Below are 17,956 nucleotides of genomic sequence, written 5' to 3' on the forward strand. Positions count from 1 at the left end.
ATCCTATTTGCGACTTTTATCGATTTTTTGTACCATCGACCAATAAATAATAAAAAAGTAATACAATGCCTAGCACGGTTTCTCAAGAAAAGACTGTAACTCGCAACAAAATTTTAAAGCACAAAATAGTGGCTATTATTCGATTAAATAAGCAATCAGATGTTGCACCACTTGTCGATTGCTTGGTTGAGGCTGGTATAAAAGTGCTTGAAATCACCTCTAATACACCAGGGTTTGAGCAAGAAATTAAAAGTGCACGTATTCGTCATCAACATATTTTGGTGGGTGCAGGCACCATCACAAATACTAAACTAGCTCAACGAGCCATTAATGCGGGTGCACAGTTTATAGTAACCCCTAATACTGATAAGCGTATTGTGTCAGTTGCCCATCAGCATAATTTACCTGTTTTAATGGGGGCTTTAACGCCAACAGATATCGCTAACGCGATTGAGTATAATGCGGATATTATTAAGGTATTTCCAGCAGGTAGCATGGGAATTGACTATTTTAAGGCATTAAAAGGCCCATTTGATAGCGCCAATTTAATGCCCGTTGGCGGGATAAATTTAAATAACATTACTCAGTGGTTTGACGCAGGGGCTTGCGGTGTAGCCATTAGTAGTGATTTTTCAAAAGTGATTACTAGCCACGCTGACAAGCAAGCTCTTACCCAGTTAGTTCATGACTATTTAACTGACATACCCACTGATTAAAGGTCTTTAATTTGCTGTAATCACTAGGTATTGTTCAAACTTAAATTACATCAAATACTTAATACTCTGTTCAAACAAATCTAAATGCACTTAGTTTAAAGAGAGCAGTACACGCTCTTTCCTTGGTATGTAGTAATTATCGTAATCAAGCGAAACAATGACCTTATTTGCTTTTCCGAGTAGTTCACCACGAGGGATTAAACCAATTACGCGAGAGTCTGCGCTATTGTCACGGTTATCCCCCATTGCCAAATAGTAATCATCTGGAATGGTGATCATTTCAAAGCCAGCTAATTGGGATGGTACATTTGCTATCCTAATGGTGTGCTTCTTACCGTTTAATATCTCTACTTTATCAACCGAATCGATATTATTCTGCACATGTTCGTAGTTAAGCTTTTTGCCATTAATAATTAATTCGTTATTTACCAAAGAAACGGTATCACCAGGCACACCAATAACACGTTTAATTAACCGGTTATCTGCTGCTTGTGAGTCGAATACAATAATGTCCCCTGTTTGTGGTTCGTTAATTTTAAGCAAAGAAATATGCGTAAAAGGCACTCGTAAGTCGTACGCCATTTTGTCTGTTAAAATTCTATCTCCTTGCTCAATTGTAGGTTTCATTGAGCTCGTAGGCACTTCATACCAGTCGGCTACTGCGCTTCTAAACACACTCATCAAGGCAATGAATACAATGAGTGAACGATTATTTTTCCAAAATTTATAAAGCACTTTCATAACTGCTCCCTTTAATTGATCAAGTAATGGTATGACCTAACAGCGCTTTGGCAGTTCAAAAAAGGATGTAACAAAAGATGTTTGACCAAAAAACGTTTTTGATCGATTAAATTTTCAGCAGCGTAGCATCTTAGGAATTTAGCAAATATTAACTTAAAGGAAACTAACATGTTTAAGAAGATAACCACCGCAATTTTAATTACCGCCGCAAGCATAGGGTTTTCATTTTCTGCGCAAGCCAACCATCATGGCATGAAGAAAGATGTGGTTGATGTTGCGGTTGAAAATGGCTCGTTCACAACACTTGTTGCAGCCGTAAAAGCAGCCGGTTTAGTTGATACTCTAAAAGGCAAAGGGCCATTCACTATTTTTGCACCAACTGATGCCGCTTTCTCAAAGTTACCTGACGGTACCGTTGAGATGCTGCTAAAGCCAGAAAACAAAGAGAAGTTAACGGCAGTGCTAACCTACCATGTTGTCGCTGGAAAAATAATGGCAAAAGAGGTGGCTAAGTTAGATAGTGCCAAAACACTCCAGGGGCAGTCGGTAATGATTAAAACAAACATGGGTGTGATGGTAAACGACGCTAACGTGATGATGCCAGATGTTAAAGCAAGTAATGGTGTAATCCATGTAATTGACACTGTTCTTCTTCCAAAAGAATAAGCAGCAAAATTTATGTACAAAAAAAGAAGCATAAACGTAAGCTTATGCTTCTTTTTAACAAATACTTAGACCTTATTACTGATTAAGCTTTTCTTTCGCTTCTTTTACTTTTTCAAAGTCTAAACCTAACTCATCGGTAGCCTCTTTGATTAAGTGAGGTTGTGTCATAACAACAGCCATTAATTGCTGAAGCTTTTCTGGCGGTATGCCAAGCTCCTGTACAAGCGCCATAGCCATCATTGGGTTTTGTGTAAACGCCTCGAATAACGCTTTTACTTTTTCATCACTTACATTATGTTCTTTTAAAATTGCAATTATTGGATTCATTTTTAACCTTGGTCTTATAATAACGTGTGTATAACTAAATTATATGGGCATAACGTGTAAAATAAAGCGTTATTCTACAAGCAATACGACTTTACCCGCATTTTCGTTGCGCTCTAATATTGCATGGGCCTCTTGAGCCTGTGTCCATGGCAACGTTTTGTACACATTAAAGTCATAGTTTTTAGATACTATGTCGTTGTAAAAGCGTTCTACTAAGTCATCTCTTAGTTGGCGTTTAAAATCAATACTGCGGTTACGAAGGGTTGACGCATGAAACGAAATCCTTTTACGTAACAGGGCTGCAAAATCAACCTCAGCAAAACGCCCATCTAAAAAGGCAAGCATAATTATTTGGCAATCCATGGCAGCAACTTGGGCATTTTTGTTTAAATAACTGCCTGCAACGGGGTCAACAATTACATTAGCGGTTAAATTATGGCTTTGCATGTAATCTACAAAGTCTGTGTTTTTGTAGTTAATTGTATGATCTGCTCCCAGCGACTTAGCGTGCTGGCATTTTTCATCAGAACCTGCGGTTATAACAACAGTTGCTCCTGCACTTTTTGCCATTTGAATAGCGGCACCACCTACGCCACTAGCCCCTGCATGTATCAATGTCGTTTGCCCATGTTGTAGTTTGCCAAGCTCAAATAATGCACCAAAAGCAGTTAAATACACCTCGCTGATGGCAGCACCTTCAACCATAGTTACATCATCAGGTAGTTCCATTAATTGTTTAGCATCTACCGCAACATATTCGCTATAAGCGCCACCTGCACACAGTGTAAAAATACGTTTATCGAGCCAGCTTTTATCAACTTCGTTACCCAGCTCTACCACAGTGCCTGCACACTCTAAACCTAAAATTGGGCTGTCACCTTTTGGGGCTGGGTACTTACCTTGGCGTTGCATGCAATCAGCCCGATTCACCCCAATTGCAGCCACTTTAACAAGCACTTCATGATTTTTTAGCTGCGGTTTACGGGTATCACTAAAGGCAAGGTTTCCGCTTTCATGGGAAATATATTTCATTACCACTCCTTTGCTTTAACTAAAGTTGTACTTTAGACATGGGGGTAATTATTTCTATTTAAACCGCCAGCTTTGCTTGTACGGGTAAACATCAGGTAAAAAACCATTTTGTATTTGCTGCTGGCACTGTTGCCAATAGGTTGTTGTAAATAAGTCACTGTGGTGGGTGTTAAAACACTCAAATGCATGAGCATTTGCGCTAAAAAAAACCTTAAATTGGCTGGGAAATATATCGTTTTCATCAATATCAAAATAAGAATGACTACTTAACTCCTCTAATGTATTTTGTGTTTGAGGTACATCTCTAAAATTACACTGAGTTAGTGGGCAAATCTCATCAAAGTCGTAAAACACAACACGCCCCCAGCGAGTAACGCCAAAGTTTTTCATCAGCATGTCACCTGGAAATATATTCGCCCCAGCTAAATCTTTAATTGCTTTTCCATAATCAAGCATCACATGGTCCAATGCGTGTTTATCGCAGTGGTTAATATATAAATTAAGAGGTGTCATTTTTCGTTCAACATACACATGTTTTAAAATAAGTGCCTTGCCCGATATAACTAAACTGCTGCCAATGTGTGTTTTCATCTGCGTTAATAGTTCTTCACTAAAGCGGCTCAAATCAAACGCTAAATACCTAAACTCGTGTGTATCTACCAACCGCCCTACTCGGTCGGCTTGCTTCACAAAGTTATATTTTTCTTTTACTTGTGCTTTAGTTGCGGTTTTTGGTGCACTAAATTTATCTTTTATTACTTTATATACGTAATCTGAGCCTTCAATAGTAAATACCAGCATTACCATGCCAGGTGTACCAGGTGCGTTTATATATTTAAAACTTGCGGGGCTATTTTTAGTGGTATCAACCTTGTAACGGTAAAACTCGGTTTTAGCGTGTTTAATAAAGCCAATAGCGTTAAATAATTCAAAACGCTTTTTATGCGGCATAAGTACACTAAGGTAATCAACATAACGCGCGGGTTGGTCTGTATCTACCATAAAATATGTACGGGCAAAGCCAAATAACAAGCTTAATTGATCGGCGCCCATCATAACCGCATCTATTCTTAAGCCTTTTTCGGTGTTTAAAATAGCAATAGCAAACGGCATGTTATCGCCATTTTTAGCGATACAACGGCCAATCAAATAACAGGCTTTGTTTCTAAAAAATAACGAGTTTGCGTATTCAATAAACCCGTCGTTTAAATTTATCAGTTCATAGACCTGCTTACATTGATGCTTAGCACCTTGCATTAGGGTTTGCTTTAAACGCTTTAAATCGGCATTTAATTGGCAAAATGGAACTCTAAACATTTGCGTAGTAATAAGCTGTGAAATTGCGGTTTCAAACCCATTTTGAAGCGATATTCTACTTACTAAACTTTCAAATGAGCGTGGTTCACTTCGGTATTTGGCTTTTAATACAAATAAATGCACTGTACGAATTTTTTTATCGTCCCAAATAGCACCAAATGTTGAATTAAAGAAAGTATGCGCAATGGGTTTATTCTCATGGTGCTCAACCATATCCCCATAAATATTTTTAGCTAGTTGCCATGTGTGTGGGCAGTCTAGTTCTTGATAAGCAATTATTTTAACCGCTTCACTCACATTTTTTACTTGGCGCTCATAAACTTGTAACCGATCGCGCATTGCACGTTGTACATCATGATATTGGCGCTGCTCAAACCGACTTTGTGCACCAAGTGTTATATTTAAAAACTCAGCGAACATCGCATCAAACCCTGCAAATACAGCACGTGCAAGCTTAGTCGCAATCACCTTTTGAAGAGCATTATTTGAATCATCGATTAACGTATTTGGCATGTTAACAACACTTATATTTTTACCCGTTATGGCGGTTATTTTTTATTAATTGTTTACACCTTAGCAAGCAGGCTTTAATTTAGATAATTAATACAGCAAATAAATAAGATTGATCTAATGAATATACGTAACGTCGATCTCAACCTTCTCGTCTATTTAAACGTGCTAATAGACGAAAAAAGTGTGTCTAAAGCCGCCAATAAATTAGCGCTAACACAACCGGCAATGAGTAATGCATTAAAGCGATTACGCGATTTATTTGAAGATCCGCTTCTTGTTCGCGCTGCAGGGTCAATGACCCCAACAGCTAAAGCACTCCTGCTTAAACCCGAAATAGAATCATTATTAAAAATGGCTGAAGCAATTACTCAACCTAGTGAGCAATTCAACCCCGCTACGGCTGAAATAACCTTTAGAATAATGGCAAACGACTATTTAGAGTCAACGTTAATTGCACCATTTATAACAGCGCAATTAAATAAAAATCCGGGTATTAATTTTGACGTTTTAAGCCCAAGCGATGTTAACTTACAAGACATGGAAAAAGGCACCATAGACCTTGCTATTAATCGCTTTAACGGATTACCGCGATCGTTTCACCAAGCCACAGTATGGCGCGATAACTACTGCTGTTTAACACACCCCAAGAATACTTTTTTACAAAACGCCACGCTCGATGATTACCTCAAAAAAGAACATATTTGGGTAAACAGGGCTGGTTGGGGCCCTGAAGCCGCAGTAACTAATAAGTCAGGTAAACAGAAATTAGGCTGGGTCGATGAAGCACTCTGGCAGTTAGAGCAAACACGTAAAATTAGGGTATTTACCCGCCACTACATGATTGCCAGTTTACTTTGCCAATCAGAGCAACTGGTGGCGACATTACCACGAAGGCAAGCTAAGCTATTAACAACACATACTAACTTAGTAATAAGTCCCCCCCCGTTTCAAATAGTGCCTATTGAGGTAAAAATGATATGGAGCCCACTGCTTCACCATGCGCCAGCGCATCAATGGTTACGCCGCGAAATGCTTGAGTTCGCTAAGACAGTAGCAGATAGGTAAATTTTAAAATATCTGTAACGTGCTTCGGATAATACTGAAAAAATCTAAAAGCACACATTCAATTTGCTAGTAAATACATACTAAAAATGACGGGCTAGGTGAGAGGTAAGAAAAACACAACGTTTAAAAACTAATTTTTCAATAAATAAAACATCGAGACACTCACTTTAATAAAGTGAGTGTCTCGATGTTTTGCTTTGGAGTCGTATAAGTCTTAGCAAGGGGAGTAACCTTACTCATTAATAATTTGCAAAGCCGATACCATGTTTTTTATTTTAAATTAATTCAATAACTTAACAAACAACCCTATACTCCTTCTTCTGAAATTTGTACCACTTTTGTGCATTTATTTATTTTTTGCACCAAATTAAATAAAAAAGAAGCCGATAAATTTAGCGTAAATTAAATGAATAAAGCTTTATATTGATTTAATCAATGTCAGTTATTGAAAACAACAATTTCATTAATAATACAGTTAGCGCTAGAGTGAAGTTAAGCCAACAAACTAAGAGTAATTATTATGACAACAGCTTCTTTCACACGCCAAGACGGGTTATTCATCGACGCTAACTTACATCAGTTCATTGAAGAGCAGTTATGTTCTAAAGCAACATTACAAACAACTGATGTTTATCAAACACTGGCAACATTAGTTGATGAATTTGGGTGTACTTGTCGTAAAACTAAACACCAACCAAACGATGTACTTGAAGTACAAACACTATTAAACGCTTACCAACTGCAAAACCATCCGCACTGTCATGTGGATGCGCAAACAACTGAAGCGGTACTTGATGAATATTGCTGCCAGGTTCCTGCAATCATTGTTGTTGCTTTAATGGATACGCTTAGTGGTACACAATGCGATGAACCAAATGCACACGACATCTACCATCGTGCCGCACAGTTAACTAATCGCCCATGCGTACACACTGTTAAAACTGCCTCAGCAGCTTAATAATGAATGTGTTTAAAAGTGCTCGATAACTTTATCTGCAAAGTCTGTGCAGCTTAAGGTTGTCGAGTTATGAGTTTTTGAAGTATCAATGCCTTGCTGGGTTAAATCAAAAGTAACATACCCACTTGCTAATGTGTTTTCTAAAGCATTTTCAATCGTTAATGCAGCCTCATCCCATTTCATAAATTTAAGCATGAGTACTGCGCTCAAAATACTGCTGCTTGGATTCGCTTTGTTTTGCCCTGCAATTCGCTCAAATGTACCATGAGTAGGTTCAAAAAAAGCCACATCATTATTCAAGTTTGCAGCAGGCATAATGCCCACACCACCCACTTGAGCGCTGAGCATATCGGCTAAAAAGTCCCCATTTTGATTCGTAGTTGCCACTACATCAAACTGTTCAGGGTTCATTAAACATTGTTGCAGCATGTTATCGGCAATGACTTCTTTAATTATTAGAGGCGCCTGCCCAGCACGCTCAATTTTCAGCCAGCGGCCATTTTCGTGTTCAATAGCATTAAATTCCTTTTTGGCGAGTGCAAAACCCCAACGTTTAAATGCACCATCTGTAAACTTAAGCACATTGCCTTTATGAACAAAAGTGACAGAATCTCGATTGTTATTAAGGGCAAAATTAAGAGCAAAACGTGTTAATCGTTCAGAGCCTTCTTTGGATATATTTTTTATACCTATGCCGCAATCTTGTGAAAACCTAAGACGTGTTACCCCCATTTCTTCACATAAAAAGTCGAGCATTTTTTCACTTTCAATGCTCCCTGCTTGCCACTCAATACCTGAATATACATCTTCGCTGCTATCACGAAGAACCGTAATGTTGGTTAAAAAAGGATTTTTTAAAGGAGAAGGCAAAGCACTAAACCCTTTGATAGTGCGCATATTTACAAATAAATCCATTTCTTGGCGTAAAGCAACATTTAAAGAGCGGAACCCTCCACCCAAAGGCGTAGTTAATGGCCCTTTTATTGCTATTTTACAGGCTCTTACTGCTTGTATTGTTTCTTGTGGAAACCAATCACCATCGTAAAGCTTGGCTGCTTGCTCACCATTAAACACTTGCATCCAATGTATTTTTCGCTTGTTTTTGTAACAGTGTTTAATAGCGCAATCTACAATATTTCTCATAACGGGCATAACATCTTGCCCAACTCCATCTCCATTAATATAGGCAATAACAGGCTCTGAAGGAATCACCCACTGCCCTTGCTCATCTACCGTTATATGTTGCCCTTGCTCTGGCATTTTTATATGTTGGTATTGCATCATTAAAGCCTATAAATCAATGTATATGGTCGATTAAACCATGTTAATTAAGGCGTGTCTTTAATTGCCTTTTTATAGTTGGTATCAGTTTAAAAAATAACAAATACGATGTGCTTATGTAGTTAAAAGGATGGTCTTATAGCGTGTACGGTTCGTATTAGTTTTTAAATATAGAGGGGTTTTAATGAAATTATTGTGGACGTTGCTATTTTTATGCTCTTTAAACATCTACGCTCTTGAGGTTGACATACACAAGCTAGACTCGCTGTCTAAAAATGGCCAGCAAGTTGTTTCTACCTGGATTGATCAGAGTGTAAAAAAAACTGAAAATACGCTTGGACCTTTAAAGCAAACTACCTTGCCTATTTATTTAAAGCCGCAATATTTTGCATTTGAGCCTGTACCATGGGCAACGGTAAAGCGAAGCAATCCCGATGGGGTTGAACTTCATATTGATAGATTTGCAAGTTTAAATGCATTTACTAAAGACTGGACCCTATATCACGAGCTATCGCATTTATATTTGCCGCTTTTCCCCTACTCTGCTTTTTGGTTAAGTGAAGGGTTTGCTAGTTATATGCAAAACGTAATTATGCGAGACAGCGGTGTAATAACCCAAGCGCAATTTGTTCAACGATTAGATGCTGGGTTTAATAGAGGCAGACTACAAAGCAAAACCAAGTCGCAGCCCTTAAGTGAGCTTTCTGCTGATATGTGGAACCAAGGTGCACAGCAACGTGTGTATTGGACAGGCGCTGCATTTTTTGTTGAAGCCGATTTAGCACTTCACCAGCAAGGTCAAACCCTTGCTGAGATAATAAAAGCCTATCAACTATGCTGTAGAACAGCGCGTTCAAGTGCTAAAACGTTTATCAAAGACCTAGATAAACTCTCACGTAGTAGTATTTTTACTTCTTTATATGCAGAATATAAAAACCGCACTGACTTTCCAAACATAACTAAAAAATTAATAAACACACTTTGAGCTATATTGATTTTAAAGTTAGGCGTCTATCACCAAGATGCTAAAAATCATTTGAAGTTAAATAGTTACAAAAGTATTGATAAGCCTGTTCATTATAATTTAAAGAACGCTTATTCATAAATCCATGACAATAATCTGTTGGTTTGCAAATTACGTTTTGTTTTTTATTAAGCTCATTAATAACAGCAGTAACATCAAAGTGCACCTCATCGTAAGGAAAAATAAACTCACAGGGTACACTTGCGTCTAAATCTAAGTAGTTTCGTATTTGTGATGGATAAAAACCAACCACTTTTTTAAGATGTGGATTGCTTGTTAATAACTGGGCTCGCCATGCGGCACTAGCCCCTGCACTAAAGGCAATGCAAATTGTTGGCTCTGTGAGTCTATCAAATTGTTTATGCAGCATTGCCGTATACACGTTGTGGCCACATGCTTTTATAAAATTTTTATAGTTAAGTTCTTCACTTTCAATAACTTGCTCTTTCCCACTGTAAGGTTCAACAAGGGTGAACTGAGTGTTTAATGTTTTACAAAAGTCATGTAAAGCCGGTGTTTTTCCGTAAATATCACTTACTATTATGTAATGCATACGATTCCCTTTTGGTGTAATTCAAAGTATTTAACCCAGTTGATAAAGTCTACACTACAAAAACTATACAAATAACTTGCGAGCATAATTTATTTAGGTTACATTCCCTCTCTGGTTTTAAGAAACCACTGCGGTTAACCTATTTACCCTGATCCAGTAAGCCCCGCACAACGTATATTTGAAAGCTAAGTTATTGTACGGCGAGTACCCCTTAAATAATACCGAGATGAATTTTACAATCATCGTAAAAGTGTCATAAAGATCGTCAACACTGTAATGAAGCTAAACACAACATCGTTAATTTATTGACTGCAATCTGCTATAAAAAATAGCGCAGAATAAATTACAAGAATAAAGTGAGTTTTATTATGTCTTATAAATATAACGGATCTATGATCCAAATAGCACATCCTGTGCAATCAATTTCAGTTAATAAACATCGTGTTATCTTTAGTGATACACAAGGTTTAAAAAACGCATTGTTTCAAAAAGCTAGCGATGCGCGTCAATTTGTTAAGTGGCTAAAAGTTAGCTAAGCAAAGCTATATCGCAATCTCATGCGCGATAACACGTAATATTATGCCAGCCTTGTTGCTGGCATTTTACTTTTTAATACTTAAGTGTTAAAACAATAATCCAATTACATTCGTTGGTTACTGCAATGTTACGTGTATTTTTCACTCTTTTATTTTGTTGCTCTCTAACTTCAGTTTGTCATGCTCAAACAATTAACTGGTTAACCAACGACTTTGCACCTTACTATATATTAAATGGTAAGTATCAGGGCCAAGGCCGCGACGAAACAATCATAAAATTACTCGAAGACCAACTACCTCATATCAAATTCAATCGTGTTGTGGTGCCTGCAAGTAAGCTAATTCAAACCCTTTCTGATAAAACAAATGACGCGTGCGTACTTTCTCTTTATAAAAACGAAAACAGAAAGCAACAAATGGTATTTACACAAGAAAGCTCTACTGTTGGTTTATCTCCCTCTGTTGCACTACATAAAAAGCTAGCAAATGCGCTATCGCTTAAAAACGACGCTGAGGTGTCTTTGTATGATTTACTACAAGAGAAAAAGCTAACATTAGGCGTGTCTTTGAGTCGCTCTTATGGGGAGGCTATCGATAGTATAATTAACTCAACGCCCGATGTTGACATTGTTATTCGCCCTACCCGAGATAGCTTAGCTAGTCTTACCTATATGCTTAACTTAAAACGCATTGATATTTTACTTGGCTACCCAAGTGAACATTTTTATTTAGCTAAATCTATGAACTTTCAAGATAACTTAACCCAAAGACCATTAACTGAAGCACCTGCGTTAAGCTATGGTTTTATAGGTTGCACTAAAACCGAGCAAGGGATTAAAAATATTGCTTTGCTAAACAAACACCTTAAAGTAATCAAACAAACTGATGCATACATAAATGCCTTATCAAAGTGGTTGCCCGAGCATTTAAAGCCATTGCTAAAAACAAGAATGAACTAAGAAAAAAAACGCCACGTAAAGTGGCGCTTTCAAAGTTAGTTGTATAATTACAACCCTGCTTATTTACGAATACCTTCAATAAATAACCCAATATCAACATGAGTCGATGCAGGTCCTAAATTATAGTTAATGCCATAGTCACTTAATTTAAGGCTTGTTTCACCTTCAAATCCAACACGGTAACCACCCCATGGGTCTTGACCTTCACCTATTTTATCTATTTCAAAGGTAATACTTTTTGTCACACCATGTAATGTAAAGTCACCAGTTACTTTGCCTGAATCATTGTTGTTAAATGTAATGTTAGTACTTTTAAATGTAGCCGTTGGGTATTTATCAACATTTAAAAAATCTTTACCACGTAAGTGCTTATCTCGCTCTGCATGGTTAGAGTCAAGACTGGTTGTATCTATATTTACCATTATTTGTGAAGCATTAGGTTTTTCTGCATCATAATTGAATTCACCGTCAAACGTATTAAAACGTCCATGTAGCCAGCTGTAACCCAAATGTTTTATCTTAAAGTTCACAAAAGCATGTGCCCCCTTTGTATCAATAACATATTCAGCAGCATTTACAGCCGATGCTGATAAAACGAGAGCCGCCGATACAGCCGTATTTAGTAATAGTTTGTTCATATTAATCTTCCTTCAATGGGGTAATCATTCTTGTTAAAGTTTTATCTTTATCTATAAAATGGTGCTTTAGTGCACCCAATGCATGTAAAACAACAAAACCAATTAATATACATGCACCGTAGTAATGAACTTTTCCTGCTATATCAGCTTGATCATCAAAAACAAAGTCGAGAGCTGATACATTAAACAGCGTAAAAACTTCAATGGGCCTTCCATCAGCAGTTGAGATCAAATAACCAGCTACCACAATCACAGCTAATAAAATGTACATAGCTATGTGGGCAGTATGTGCTAGTTGATTGACTTTAGTATTTGTACCTAGCGGTTTTGGCTGTTTAGAAAAAACACGCCATAAAATTCTAAAAATCAAAATAGCTGCAAGCGTAATTCCAATGCTTTTATGTAAATCAAGAGAACCTTTGTACCAACTGTCATAGTAGGTAAGTTCAACCATGTATAAACCCAAACCAAATAAGCCAATAACGGTAAACGCCATCAACCAATGCAATATAATGGCAACTAACCCATATGAGAGTGGGGTGTTTTTAAACATAATTAATATCCTGTGTTTTGATAACAACAAGATATAGAAAAGAAGTGCGCAGTAAAATAGCATGTGCAAACAGCTTGTGTGCGTATATGCACATAAATGGTTTACATAGGGGAGTTTAGTGGTTAAAGAGAGTGTTTCAGTTTTACTCGAAGCGGCTATTCAGTGAGGCTTACGTATATTAAGCTCTCTTCATTAACTTGCAGGCAAGTAATAAGCCCTTCCTTGATAAGCTCAAGTATAGCTATAAAGCTTACGACAACCCCGCTGCGACCTTCTGATGCTTTAAACAGTTCGTTAAACACAATTGCACTCTTTGCTTTGGAAAGCTGGTGTAATATTTGGCTCATGCGCTCGCGGGTTGATAACACCTCTGCTGTTATTTGATGATGCTCAAAGGTTTTAGCTCTCGCCATAACGTCACTTAAGGCAAGCATTAAATCTTTGAGTTCTAATTCGGGTAGGTTTTTGCTTGTATCGTCGTTAATGGGCATTACCGCATGAGCAACGAAAATATCACGGCCAACACGAGGAATATCATCCAAATTTTCAGCTGCTTTTTTAAACTGCTCGTATTCTTGTAGGCGTTTAATTAGTTCAGCACGAGGGTCTTCCTCTTCTTCGAGCTCTTCGTGAACAGGAAGAAGCAGCCGTGATTTTATTTGCGCTAACAATGCCGCCATGACTAAATACTCACCAGCTAGCTCTAATTGAAATTCGCTCATCATTTCAACATAGCTAACATATTGTTCTGTAATACTAAATATTGAAAGCTCAAGTACGTCAAGCTTATGTTTTTTTATTAAATAAAGAAGTAAATCAAGCGGCCCCTCAAAGGTTTCTAAAATAACTTCAAGTGCGTCGGGTGGAATATATAAGTCTTCAGGTTTATCAACAACGGCCTTTCCATGCAAAAAAGCCAGTGGCAGAATTTGCTGCACTGGCTCATTAATTACTGGTGGAAGTTTAGTCGTTGAAGCCACGTTTAATTACTCAAACGGGCTCACATCACCACAGCCAACACGCAGTATTTTTACATCGTCCTCGGATAAATCAATAACCGTTGTTGCCTGCTCTGGTAGGTATCCACCGTGAATAATAAGATCTACGTGCTTATCAAGCCTATCTAAAATCTCGTCTGGGTCCGACTCTGTAAATTCTTGTCCGGGTAAGATTAGCGAACACGACATGAGTGGCTCGCCCAACTCAGCTAAAAGCGCACATGCAATCGGGTGCTCAATAACACGTATGCCAATCGTTTTTTTCTTATCGTTTAATAAACGCTTAGGTACTTCCTTTGTACCTTTAAAAATAAAGGTATAAGGTCCCGGCGTATTATTTTTAATCAGTCGGAATAATTGATTATCAACGCGTGCGTAAGTAGATAACTCTGATAAATCACGACATACAAGTGTAAAATTGTCGTTTTTATCAATGCCACGAATACGCTCTATACGCTCTTTGGCTTGCTTATTGCCAATATTACAGCCAATCGCATAGCCAGAGTCGGTAGGGTAAACAACAACCCCACCTTGTTTTATTATATCAACAGCTTGAGTTATTAATCTTGCTTGTGGGTTATCTGGATGAATATGAAATAATTGACTCATGTTAATGCCCCTTTTTGTCCTTCCCAAACTTGCCAAACACCTTGGCAATCTTTAGGTAAGTATAAATTTTTACCAAGCTCTAAATAGCTTGTCGGAAAATGAAAATCTGAGCCTTGTGAACATAATAATTCGTACTCTCTGCTGAGTTCACCTAAAAATTGACGTTCACTAGGTGCTTGCTGAGGTTGCGCTACTTCCATTGCATCTCCCCCTGCATTTTTAAATTCAACTAACAGTTTACGCAACCACTTATTAGACATTCTGTAACTACTTGGATGGGCAAGCACTGCAACCCCTCCTGCTGCATGTATTGCTTTAATAGCGGTTTGCATATCACACCAACAGCTTGGTACGTACCCCGTTTTACCTCGCCCTAAATACTTTTTAAATACTCCAGGGAAATTTTTAGCGACTCCACGCTGCATTAATGCACGTGCAAAATGGGCACGTGTAATTTGTCCATTTACAGCAAGTTCTTTAGCTTGGTCGTAAATGCCTTCAAAGCCATTTTTTTCAAGGCGAAAGCCTATTTGTGTTGCCCGTTCCTCTCGCTTTTGCTGCTGTGCAGTTAATAAGGCATCGAGCTCTTCGTTATCAATATTTATGTTTAACCCGACAATGTGGATCTCAAAGCTTTCCCACTTTGTCGATATTTCTGTGCCTGTAATTAATGACAGCGGAAGATTCTCAGACTTAATAAATGATTGAGCCGGTTTAATAGCTGCCACAGTGTCATGATCGGTAATAGCAAACACATCAATATTTTTATCTACTGCACGGTTTAATAATTCTTCAACCGTTAAATGTCCGTCTGAATGTGTTGTGTGGCTATGTAAATCATATTTTATCAAAAGAAAACTGCTTAAAATTAAGGTTTAAAGGTATTTATGCAAGTATAACAAGTTTTTTCATTAAATTGTTTTAAATAAACACTTGACACAAAAGCACTAGATACGTTTTACTGTAGCCAGTAAAAGACACATAAAGAATTAAAAACAATGAACAATTCAAACCTAAACACAATTTGGTGGTGGCACTCGTAATTATCGGGTGATGAATTGTCGTGTCTGACAAAATTTCAAAACCCGCAAATATGCGGGTTTTTTTATAACTAAATTTTAATAAATACATAATAAATTTGAGGCAGAAAACATGAATAACGGTATTACTCTTACACATCATTGGTGGTGGCGCCTGGTATAGCGGGACGGTAATGATCTGTTTGTAATTTAGATATCGTTATTCAAACCCCGCACTGCACAGCATTGCGGGGTTTAATTTTTTGAGGGAATGAGGTTTGATTTTTAGTCATATAACAACTACACCGGGTGAAGTAACGAGTATTACGCAAACACGCGACTACATCAGTAGTCCACTTGCGCTCTACGCAGCACTTGATAAACCTAACTCACTGCTACTTGAATCGGCTGAAATTGATTCTAAAGACAGTGTAAAAAGTTTAATTTTAGTCGATTGCGCATTGCGCATCGTTTGCCAAGGCAAAAAAGTCACGATTACAGCTCAGTCAAACAATGGCCACCAGCTGTTAAGCTACTTACAAGCTCATGTTAAAAACTGCAATGCAGAATTAAACGATACAAGCCTAACCCTAAATTACTTGAGTACAAGTAACGACATTGATGAAGCCAGTAAACTAGTTGCCGATAATGCATTTAGTGCCCTACGAACCTGTATTAACTCAATCAAAAGCACCACCGACAACCCTTTCTCTCTATTTTTAGGCGGTGTATTTGCCTACGACATGGTTGCAAACTTTGAACAGCTAAGTGACGTTCCCGATGGCGAGAACAGCTGTCCTGATTATGTATTTTATTTAGCTGAAACATTAGTTGTAATAGACCACCAAAAACAGACCACCGAACTTATCGGTAACGTGTTTAACGGCCCTGACGTACACGCAAACTGCTTTGAAGTAGGCAAACAGCTAGAGCAGTTAAATAGCCTTTGCGATAACGCAGCCCAATACAGCGCCCCATTAAACAAAGGCGAATGTGAGGTGAGCGTAGACATAAGCGACAGCACCTACTGTCAGCAGGTTGTAAAACTTAAAAAGAACATTGTAGACGGTGATATTTTTCAGGTTGTTCCTTCTCGTACTTTCTCGCTGCCATGCCCTAACGCTTTACATGCGTATAGCCAATTAAAACAACAAAACCCAAGCCCTTATATGTTTTACATGCGCGATGAGGACTTTGCTTTATTTGGCGCATCACCCGAATCAGCCCTTAAATACGATATTAATAACCAGCAGGTAGAAGTGTACCCAATTGCAGGAACGCGCCCTCGTGGTAAGTTTGCTAATGGACAAATAAATCCCGATTTAGATAGCCGTATTGAGCTTGAACTTAGAAACGATCAAAAAGAACGTGCAGAACACCTAATGCTTGTTGACTTAGCCCGTAACGATGTAGCCCGCATTAGTGTTGCAGGTACACGTCATGCCAAAGAGCTATTAAAAGTAGACCGTTATTCGCAAGTTATGCATTTAGTTTCACGTGTTGTTGGTACATTAAAACCAGAACTTGATGCACTTCACGCTTACCAAGCATGCATGAACATGGGTACCTTAGTAGGCGCGCCTAAAGTTCGCGCTGCAGAATTAGTTCGCCAAACAGAAGGAAAACGACGTGGCAGTTACGGTGGCGCAGTAGGTTATTTAACCGGTGATGGCGCAATGGACAGCTGTATTGTTATTCGCTCTGCCTTTGTTAAAAACAACATGGCTTATGTTCAAGCCGGTGCCGGGGTTGTATTTGACTCAGACCCACAATCTGAAGCTAACGAAACTCGCGCTAAAGCTCAAGCGGTTATTACCGCCATAAAATCAACTTTCGAGGCGGTATAACATGGGTGCATCACAGCCAATCAAAATTTACTTTTTAGATAACTTTGACTCGTTTAGTTACAACTTGGTAGACGAACTAACTATGCTCGGTGGTGAGCTTGTTGTGTATAGAAATAACATAAGCGCCGATACTATTTTTAATAAAATGCGCCAAGAGCAAGGCCAAGTATTACTTGTACTTTCACCAGGCCCAGGCACACCAAGCGATGCAGGTTGCCTCATGGATCTTATTGCGCTGTGTAAAGGCCATTTCCCTATGCTGGGTATTTGTTTAGGTCAACAAGCGTTAACACAAAGTTATGGCGGAGTAATCGGACATGCGGGTGAAACCGTACATGGTAAGTCATCAATTATTGATCTAAGCACACACCCTGTGTTTGAAAATATGGGCGAGACAATGCCGGTGGCACGTTACCACTCATTAATGGCTACGCAAGTACCAGATAGCATAGAGGTAATAGCACAATACCAAGATATTCCTATGGCTATTTATCACCATGATGACGGTGCTCTGGGTTATCAGTTTCACCCTGAATCAATACTAACGCCCAACGGGGCTATGTTGCTGCAACAAAGTGTTGCTTACCTAACAAATAATAATTAA

At 38.3% G+C, this 17,956-nt stretch carries 19 protein-coding genes; 8 read left to right on the top strand and 11 right to left on the bottom strand.

All coding sequences use genetic code 11. The features are described from left to right. Window positions 1-65: 65 nt before the first annotated feature. A complete protein-coding gene (locus MTF67_RS09835; protein WP_039036849.1) occupies window positions 66-716 on the top strand; it encodes a bifunctional 4-hydroxy-2-oxoglutarate aldolase/2-dehydro-3-deoxy-phosphogluconate aldolase in 651 nt (216 codons plus the stop codon). A gap of 90 nt (window positions 717-806) precedes the next feature. Here the strand turns inward: MTF67_RS09835 and lepB are convergent, their stop codons facing one another. Continuing rightward, a complete protein-coding gene (lepB, locus tag MTF67_RS09840) occupies window positions 807-1,457 on the bottom strand; it encodes a signal peptidase I (protein WP_052242862.1) in 651 nt (216 codons plus the stop codon). Window positions 1,458-1,625: 168 nt separating this feature from the next. Here lepB and MTF67_RS09845 point away from each other — a divergent pair, with 168 nt between their 5' ends. Next, window positions 1,626-2,123 (top strand): fasciclin domain-containing protein, encoded by a 498-nt coding sequence (locus MTF67_RS09845; RefSeq protein WP_006792193.1) that lies wholly within the window; start codon window positions 1,626-1,628, stop codon window positions 2,121-2,123. 75 nt (window positions 2,124-2,198) lie between these two features. Here MTF67_RS09845 and MTF67_RS09850 read toward each other — a convergent pair whose 3' ends face one another. The 3 genes from MTF67_RS09850 to aceK all read right to left on the bottom strand — a co-directional run bounded on the left by MTF67_RS09850 (window position 2,199) and on the right by aceK (window position 5,312). Continuing rightward, window positions 2,199-2,450, bottom strand: coding sequence for a DUF2999 family protein (locus MTF67_RS09850; RefSeq protein ID WP_008131476.1), 252 nt, complete (start codon window positions 2,448-2,450; stop codon window positions 2,199-2,201). A gap of 69 nt (window positions 2,451-2,519) precedes the next feature. Beyond that, window positions 2,520-3,482: a zinc-binding dehydrogenase gene (locus MTF67_RS09855; RefSeq protein WP_248519414.1), complete on the bottom strand. Its 963-nt coding sequence runs from the start codon at window positions 3,480-3,482 to the stop codon at window positions 2,520-2,522. A 54-nt stretch (window positions 3,483-3,536) separates the two neighbouring features. After that, window positions 3,537-5,312 carry a bifunctional isocitrate dehydrogenase kinase/phosphatase gene (gene aceK / locus MTF67_RS09860; RefSeq protein ID WP_248519415.1) on the bottom strand — a complete coding sequence of 592 codons (1,776 nt, stop codon included), beginning with the start codon at window positions 5,310-5,312 and terminating at the stop codon, window positions 3,537-3,539. Window positions 5,313-5,429: 117 nt separating this feature from the next. On the opposite strand from aceK, the gene MTF67_RS09865 reads away from it, so the two are divergent. Both MTF67_RS09865 and MTF67_RS09870 read left to right on the top strand, forming a co-directional pair. Next, window positions 5,430-6,377, top strand: a complete 948-nt coding sequence (locus MTF67_RS09865; protein ID WP_008131472.1) for a LysR family transcriptional regulator — start codon at window positions 5,430-5,432, stop codon at window positions 6,375-6,377. A gap of 520 nt (window positions 6,378-6,897) precedes the next feature. Then, the gene (locus MTF67_RS09870) at window positions 6,898-7,335 is read left to right on the top strand and encodes a hypothetical protein (protein ID WP_006792199.1); all 438 of its coding nucleotides are present in this window, start codon (window positions 6,898-6,900) and stop codon (window positions 7,333-7,335) included. Window positions 7,336-7,347: 12 nt separating this feature from the next. Here the strand turns inward: MTF67_RS09870 and icd are convergent, their stop codons facing one another. Beyond that, window positions 7,348-8,616: an NADP-dependent isocitrate dehydrogenase gene (gene icd / locus MTF67_RS09875; RefSeq protein WP_248519525.1), complete on the bottom strand. Its 1,269-nt coding sequence runs from the start codon at window positions 8,614-8,616 to the stop codon at window positions 7,348-7,350. Between the two features lie 184 nt (window positions 8,617-8,800). Here icd and MTF67_RS09880 point away from each other — a divergent pair, with 184 nt between their 5' ends. Beyond that, window positions 8,801-9,601, top strand: coding sequence for a hypothetical protein (locus MTF67_RS09880; protein ID WP_248519416.1), 801 nt, complete (start codon window positions 8,801-8,803; stop codon window positions 9,599-9,601). Between the two features lie 40 nt (window positions 9,602-9,641). On the opposite strand, the gene MTF67_RS09885 is transcribed toward MTF67_RS09880, so the two are convergent. Next, the gene (locus MTF67_RS09885) at window positions 9,642-10,193 is read right to left on the bottom strand and encodes a hypothetical protein (protein WP_010557508.1); all 552 of its coding nucleotides are present in this window, start codon (window positions 10,191-10,193) and stop codon (window positions 9,642-9,644) included. Window positions 10,194-10,854: 661 nt separating this feature from the next. On the opposite strand from MTF67_RS09885, the gene MTF67_RS09890 reads away from it, so the two are divergent. Continuing rightward, entirely contained in the window at window positions 10,855-11,688 is an 834-nt protein-coding gene (locus tag MTF67_RS09890; protein WP_248519417.1) for a transporter substrate-binding domain-containing protein, read from the top strand. Between the two features lie 59 nt (window positions 11,689-11,747). Here MTF67_RS09890 and MTF67_RS09895 read toward each other — a convergent pair whose 3' ends face one another. The 5 genes from MTF67_RS09895 to MTF67_RS09915 form a co-directional block, all read right to left on the bottom strand. Further along, window positions 11,748-12,326: a YceI family protein gene (locus tag MTF67_RS09895; RefSeq protein ID WP_248519418.1), complete on the bottom strand. Its 579-nt coding sequence runs from the start codon at window positions 12,324-12,326 to the stop codon at window positions 11,748-11,750. A gap of 1 nt (window position 12,327) precedes the next feature. Further along, window positions 12,328-12,879, bottom strand: coding sequence for a cytochrome b (locus tag MTF67_RS09900; RefSeq protein WP_006792206.1), 552 nt, complete (start codon window positions 12,877-12,879; stop codon window positions 12,328-12,330). A gap of 155 nt (window positions 12,880-13,034) precedes the next feature. Then, window positions 13,035-13,859: a ScpA family protein gene (locus tag MTF67_RS09905; RefSeq protein WP_248519419.1), complete on the bottom strand. Its 825-nt coding sequence runs from the start codon at window positions 13,857-13,859 to the stop codon at window positions 13,035-13,037. Window positions 13,860-13,865: 6 nt separating this feature from the next. Further along, complete coding sequence (locus tag MTF67_RS09910) at window positions 13,866-14,486, bottom strand: L-threonylcarbamoyladenylate synthase (RefSeq protein WP_006792208.1); 621 nt, start codon at window positions 14,484-14,486, stop codon at window positions 13,866-13,868. After that, window positions 14,483-15,337, bottom strand: a complete 855-nt coding sequence (locus tag MTF67_RS09915; protein ID WP_248519420.1) for a PHP domain-containing protein — start codon at window positions 15,335-15,337, stop codon at window positions 14,483-14,485. The genes MTF67_RS09910 and MTF67_RS09915 overlap by 4 nt, the downstream gene beginning before the upstream one ends. 446 nt (window positions 15,338-15,783) lie before the next feature. Between MTF67_RS09915 and MTF67_RS09920 the strand changes: the two genes are divergently transcribed. After that, entirely contained in the window at window positions 15,784-17,352 is a 1,569-nt protein-coding gene (locus tag MTF67_RS09920) for an anthranilate synthase component 1 (protein ID WP_006792210.1), read from the top strand. Between the two features lies 1 nt (window position 17,353). Next, window positions 17,354-17,956, top strand: coding sequence for an aminodeoxychorismate/anthranilate synthase component II (locus MTF67_RS09925; protein ID WP_010557514.1), 603 nt, complete (start codon window positions 17,354-17,356; stop codon window positions 17,954-17,956).

The organism is Pseudoalteromonas sp. 2CM32C, from assembly GCF_023161925.1.
GTDB classification, from domain to species: Bacteria; Pseudomonadota; Gammaproteobacteria; order Enterobacterales; family Alteromonadaceae; genus Pseudoalteromonas; species Pseudoalteromonas marina.